The organism is Pseudomonas serbiensis, from assembly GCF_030580745.1.
GTDB classification, from domain to species: Bacteria; Pseudomonadota; Gammaproteobacteria; order Pseudomonadales; family Pseudomonadaceae; genus Aquipseudomonas; species Aquipseudomonas serbiensis.
In genome coordinates this window covers 1-654 of the sequence record NZ_JAUQOO010000065.1, presented here as the reverse complement: position 1 = coordinate 654, position 654 = coordinate 1, and the positions used below count along the sequence as shown (strand labels likewise).

Sequence of the window (654 nt, the reverse complement as noted above, 5' to 3'; positions counted from 1 at the left end):
GCCTATCAGCAAGACTCCGGCATGGTCGCCAACGACCCGGTGATCAAGCGCTTCGACATGCGCCTGGAGACTCGCACCAGCCGCACCACCCGCCGCGACTACGACTTTGAAAAACCACGCCTGACGCTGGAAAGCGAAAACCGTGGCGACGCCCTGCCCGACCTTGAAGACTACGACTATCCGGGCCGTTTCGTGGACCGCGAGCGTGGCAAGCACCTGGCCAAGCGCGCGCTTGAAAGGCATCGCAGCGATTACCAGCTTGCCGAAGGCAAAAGCGATCAGCCGCTGCTGGTCAGCGGCCACTTCCTTGCCCTGACCCAACACCCCAAGGCCAAATGGAACGACCTGTGGCTGCTGACGGAAATCTTCCACGAAGGCAAACAGCCGCAAGTGCTGGAGGAATCGGTCAGCAGCGACACGACGACGCTCAAGGACGACTTCCATCAGGGCTATCGCAACCGTTTCCAGGCCACGCCCTGGGACGTGCCGAACCGCCCGCCGCTGAGCCACCCCAAGCCGCGCATCCTCGGCAGCCAGAGCGCCGTGGTCACCGGGCCGAAAGGTGAAGAGATCCACTGCGACCAATACGGCCGCGTCAAAGTCCAGTTCCATTGGGACCGCGAAGGCCAGGCCGACGACAAGACCAGTTGCTGG

General features: G+C 63.0%; 1 protein-coding gene. It reads left to right on the top strand.

Translation table 11 applies throughout. The features are described 5' to 3' along the window. The coding region (gene tssI / locus Q6A51_RS27310; protein ID WP_304576182.1) for a type VI secretion system tip protein TssI/VgrG at positions 1–654 on the top strand (654 nt) is incomplete at both ends.